The 5,323-nt window shown below is 41.8% G+C and carries 6 protein-coding genes; 4 read left to right on the top strand and 2 right to left on the bottom strand.

Features of this window, described 5'->3' with window-relative positions:
• The coding region (locus ACCM36_RS00125) for a transcriptional regulator FilR1 domain-containing protein (RefSeq protein WP_370571669.1) at positions 1-260 on the top strand (260 nt) is incomplete at its 5' end.
• Between the two features lie 226 nt (positions 261-486).
• Here ACCM36_RS00125 and ACCM36_RS00120 read toward each other — a convergent pair.
• Positions 487-1,173: a DUF434 domain-containing protein gene (locus ACCM36_RS00120; protein ID WP_370571668.1), complete on the bottom strand. Its 687-nt coding sequence runs from the start codon at positions 1,171-1,173 to the stop codon at positions 487-489.
• Positions 1,174-1,390: 217 nt separating this feature from the next.
• On the opposite strand from ACCM36_RS00120, the gene ACCM36_RS00115 reads away from it, so the two are divergent.
• The 3 genes from ACCM36_RS00115 (at position 1,391) to ACCM36_RS00105 (ending at position 3,935) form a co-directional block, all read left to right on the top strand.
• Positions 1,391-2,677 (top strand): DUF835 domain-containing protein, encoded by a 1,287-nt coding sequence (locus tag ACCM36_RS00115; protein WP_370571667.1) that lies wholly within the window; start codon positions 1,391-1,393, stop codon positions 2,675-2,677.
• 72 nt (positions 2,678-2,749) lie between these two features.
• On the top strand, positions 2,750-3,469 hold the full coding sequence (locus ACCM36_RS00110) for an RAD55 family ATPase (protein WP_370571666.1): 720 nt from the start codon (positions 2,750-2,752) through the stop codon (positions 3,467-3,469).
• Positions 3,470-3,527: 58 nt separating this feature from the next.
• A complete protein-coding gene (locus ACCM36_RS00105; protein ID WP_370571665.1) occupies positions 3,528-3,935 on the top strand; it encodes a hypothetical protein in 408 nt (135 codons plus the stop codon).
• A gap of 77 nt (positions 3,936-4,012) precedes the next feature.
• Here the strand turns inward: ACCM36_RS00105 and ftsA are convergent.
• On the bottom strand, positions 4,013-5,323 hold a 1,311-nt coding region (gene ftsA / locus ACCM36_RS00100), incomplete at its 5' end, for a coenzyme F390 synthetase (RefSeq protein ID WP_370571664.1).

Genomic DNA, 5,323 nt, shown 5'->3' with positions numbered 1-5,323 from the left:
GAACTGAGCACTCCACACAATTTGAAAAACTCATGCAAAGTGAGTTATTTCATTTTTATGTATATGTTGGAAATCTGAGTTTTGTGGGCCTTGCATGTAATGACTATTACTTTATGATGAGGCTATTAAAAAGCAATGGTGAATATGATACCAAATATGTCCTCTGTGATGATAAAGAGGCATTAGAATGGGGAAAAGGACTATTCGAATATTACTTGAAAGATTCTACACCAATAACAGAAATATACAAGATTTTATAGTTTTAAGAGGTCAGTTTTTCTTGCTTTTTCAATTAGCATCACAATTGATTTTTTAACAACTTATTTAGCACAAGTATCAAAAAAAGAGTATAAAAATAAATTTAAAGAGTTCTGTTTTTTGGTGTTACCTATATCCCCCTCAACTGTGCGAGATATACAATTCAAACCTCATTCAATCACATGTTCTATTCTTACATTCTCTTACAGTTTACTCCTCAATATTTAATTAAATTATTATCTCTGCCCTGCTACCCTTTTCTTCAAGAACAGCTGCAGGCAGATCTATTACTTTTTCAACTGCGTCGATGATCACTCCGTCTGCAGTTGCGACCACGTATTCGGGATCTGCGTGCTTGAGGTCGAAATCTGCATGTTCAGAGGTTGACACTTCACCTTGCAATGACAACAAAGCCAGTTCCTGCCTTATTAAAGCAGCAAGCTCTCCGCTCTGGCTCATCTGGGAATCCAGCAGTACCTTCACAAAAGGCACATTGCATTTTGAAAGTATGGAGCACATCTGCTTTACAGCTTCAATTGTAATATCGGCATTATTGTGCGATCTGAAAACTCCTCTTGTGTCCCGGACAAAACCATCATCGCATAACCACAATGTATGACCGCCCAGCATGCTTTCTATTGCAATGAGCACATTATATCCGTCTGCCAGGATCTTCTTTCCTGAAACTTCTTTGCAAGTAAGGCGTTTCCTGTTACGTGCAACAGCTGTTTTAGGAGGTACTATCACCCTGGTGAGAATATGTCTCTCGCTTTTTTCAAGGCGGTAGTGATCGCCGACAAATCTTATTGACGATGTTTTTGAGTATTCCTTCTCCAGCAGATATCGGATATCCCGGGCAGGAGAGGATAATTTATTGATCATGGTGTCTGCATTCTCTGTCAAAGTTGTTTGCATCAGAGGTTTTTTAGGCTTGTTTAATATAAGTACCTGACCAAGTGACAGCCAAGAGGTAGATATATATAGATTAAAATATAAATGAAATCATATTATTATTTGATATCGGTAATCAACTTTTCAAAATGTTGATCTATATATTATATACTACACAGATGGCTTCAGGTCCCATACAGGCAAAAAGAATATGGTCATCTAGTGCTTGTCAGAGGATATAATGGAAGGCGAAAAAAGAGCGAAGATCCTTGTCGTGGACGATGAGGAGATGAACATCAACCTGCTTGAAGCATACCTGATGAATGATTATGAAATCATTCCAGCCTACACAGGTACCGAAGCCCTGGAAATAGTAAAAGAAAAAAAACCGGATCTGGTGCTTCTTGATGTGATGATGCCGGACATGAACGGATATGCTATATGCAACAAACTAAAAAGTTCACCTGAAACTCAATTCATCCCAATCGTTATGGTGACCGCATTATCAGGCAAGGAAGACCGTATTCAGGGTATCAGTGCGGGAGCAGATGATTTTCTTATCAAGCCACTTGACAGGCTTGAGCTGAAGACCCGAGTAAGTTCTCTTTTGAGGATCAAACACCTTCATGATAGTTTGATAGAAGAAAAAAAACAGTTGAGAAAGGCAAACGAATACCTGTACAATCTGATGAAGGCCTCTCCCATAGCTACTCTTACAATAGATTCAAATCAGAAAATCCTAACCTTGAATCTGAGTGCTATGCAACTATTGGGATATGGGATGGACGAACTTGTCGGATCACCCATAAGCAGCATTACAGGTGGAAACTGGCTCGAGTTCACGGATAAGAAGGATTATGAGACTTTCTTCATTAAAAAGAACAGAGAGAATACTCCAATGAACGTTTCAACTTCAGTGGTAGATGATAATGGTAATAAGATAATGATCGTAACCCTTCAGGATCGTTCTGAACTGAGGGGTCTGTTCATAACCCCCGTAAAGGAAGAGGTTTCTGAAAAGAGTGATCTGGATGACATTTTCCTGGAAAATGGTCTTATTTACCTTATACCGAGTCATGACTCTGCAGATGGATATAAATTATTTGCAAACATTGTAAAAAGAGGTACCCCGGGATTATGTATCACTCGTCAAAATCCTGAAAAGATCAGAGACAAATACAACCTGACCAAAACTCCCATGATCTGGCTGACCAAGAACAGGATCCATGGTCAGCAGGTGATAGATCCATCAGAATTGTTCAAAATATTCCCTACTGTATTTGATTTTATCAGCAAGGCACATGACGGTGTCATCCTTCTTGACGGGCTTGAATTCTTAACCCTTTTCAATGATGTACGTTCTGTGGTAAAACTTATAGAACAGACCAACGATACTATAATGGCATCTTCATCCAGAATGATATTGCAGCTTGATCCTGAGGTTCTCGATAAAAAAGAATATCATCTTCTGAAACGATGGATGAAATTACTTCCTTCGGAGGTCGAGGATATCGAACAGCCAACATGAATATATAAAACATCATGTGGTCTATAAATGAAGAATATAACCCTGTCATAATGCTTTGGATTTGATGATAATATGAGGTTCATAGATACCATAGATGGTCTTAATGAAGTATTCGAGACTGATATCCCAAAGGATTTCGTGGTCCTTGTAAAGGGCGCAGCAGGTACCCTTAAATCAGGTTTTACTTTTCAGATGCTCACTAAATACCTTGACAGCACAGATGAGTATGGCCTCTACATTACTCTTGAGCAGAGCAGGGAGAACCATATTAAGAACATGGAAAGTATGGGCATTTCTGTATCGAAGCGTTTGCATATAAGCGATTTTAGTGATTACAGGGTCCAATATGATGATTTTTCCGATGACCTAATTAATCTGCTGCAGGAAAATATAATTGAGTTCAAAAGGAAACTTGGGGATAAATGTACCTGTGTGGCGCTTGACTCTCTTGGTGCGCTGTATTCTCTACTCAATATAGAACAAATAAATCTGAGAAAACGTCTGTACAGGTTCCTTGAGACCCTGCGCAGAGAAAATATAACTATGTTCCTGATACTTGAGACTGAAGCTGATCAAAGTTTGGAGCAGTCTGTGACGGGTACCGAAGGTTTCCTTGCAGATGGTATTATCGAGCTGGGCCTGCATTTTCAGGGCAATACTGCCAACCGTTATCTGCGTGTAAGAAAAATGAGGGCTACTGCCCATAGTATGGAACCCTGGATTCTCATTGTTTCCGATAACGGTCTTAAGGTCTATAAAGGCACTTTCAGCATGCCTCCCGGCTTAGCCTGAAAAGGCTAAAAAAGCTTATATTCCTTTAATAGTAAAGAACTCCAACAGGAGTGTTTTTATGGTGGATGTTACCGGGATCTTTGGACATATAGGGCTGCAGTTTTTCATCCTGCTATTGCTGGCAGTTTCTTCATACCTTGCTCACTCTAAAAAAATGAAAAACCATTGCGTTTTAATGCGTGCAGCTCTTCTTTTGCAGTTTCTGAGCATTGTGTTCGTAATGTTCCCCTCTTTTTCAGTTCTCTCAGGGATGCCTATCAGCAACCAATTCCGTCTTGAACTGTGGGTACATCACACGGCAGGTCTTTTAGTGGTGCTGCTTGTAATATACATAAATCTCGCAGTAAAAGGTTCTGTGCGCTTTCTGGGAAAACCTTACAGACTGATGAGACCTGTGGCATTGTTATGGTTCCTGGTTTTGCTTGGCGGCCTGCACATATACATGAGTCTGTACCAAGTTCTGTAAGGAACTACTCACAATTTTTGGATGGTGGATCTGATCCTGAATAACTGTTTATCATTTCAGTTAATGATAAATATTGCTTATCTGCGATCCACAATACGCTTTGGCCTGCCTTTTATACGATACAGCTCCAGCCCTGCGGGAGAAGTATAGTTGAATAATATCTTGAAACTTCCGTCATGATATGCGTTCTCAAGCCTTTTCTTGTAACTGAAGAAGGCACGCAGGAAATTTTCTTCAACCAGTTGCTTATCACATGTTGCTGGATCGAGGCATTCTAAACTGACCCTCATGACAGTTTCCCCTTCGTCCTCTCCACCGTACAGGAAAGCTTCATACTCGCCTGTGAGATATTCCATGTTCTCCCTCTGGAAAACACCTTTTTCCACATCCACGCGGTTAAAAGGTGTTTCCGCAACCCAGAAGGTTTCAGCTTCCCGCTGTGGGTTCATTATTTTCATGTGTGTCCTACCACAGGCACAGGTCTGACGGCTCAGGACCACCGTGGTATCTTCTGTATCATAGTTAAGAAGAAGGGTACCACACCTGGCACCTACCGGAAGCAAGGTAGTAAGTACGATCCTGCCGCATTCCCCGTCCCTGACGAATTTATCCATGTGCGGATCATATACATCCAGATGTACCATGTCCTCTGATACATGCAGGCCATTAAGGTCTGCACATTCCCCGCACATAGTGCCTTCCGTGCTGCCATAGTTGTTGTACACATCGCAATCCCACACTTCGGCAAGGTACTTGCGTGCTTCTTCCGCAAAGCTTTCCCCGCCTACCACAAGCCGCCGGATGCTTGACTCGGAAGGTTCCAGTCCCTGTTCCTTCATGTTATTGGCAAGTCTTAACAGTTTGAATACACTCCCCACTATGCCAGTGGGTTTATATGAAGTCACAATCCTAGCCGGAAAAGTGCATTTGCCTTCCGGGATAATGGTCATTCCTATGTGGTGGGCTGCCAATGTCATGGTGTTAGCACCCACATTCATACCATAGGAGGCGCAAACAACAACTCTGTCTCCCGGTCCGAATCCCTGTGAAACAAAGTAGCGAGCATATTTTTCGGCATAACGTTCCCAGTCTTCCCAGGTGAGGAAGAACGCTTTTGGAGTTCCGCTGGTGCCGCTTGTTTCATGGATGGTGAAGATATCATTCCAGTCCCCTGTCCTGAACTCGAAATCCCCGGTTACGGGCGGCTGATGTTCTCTTATAGTGCTGCCATTGATGATAGGCAGTTCCAGCAGATCTTCATGGGACCGGATCCCGGAAGGTGAAATGCCATGCTCTTTGAACCATTTTCTATAGAATGGGGACTTATCCCCAGCATATTTCACGGTGTAGCGAATACGCTCATCTATCAAAGCATCCAGTTCTCCCCT

This window comes from Methanomethylovorans sp. (genome assembly GCF_041305605.1).
GTDB lineage: Archaea > Halobacteriota > Methanosarcinia > Methanosarcinales > Methanosarcinaceae > Methanomethylovorans.
This window is presented reverse-complemented; position numbering and strand designations above follow the sequence as displayed.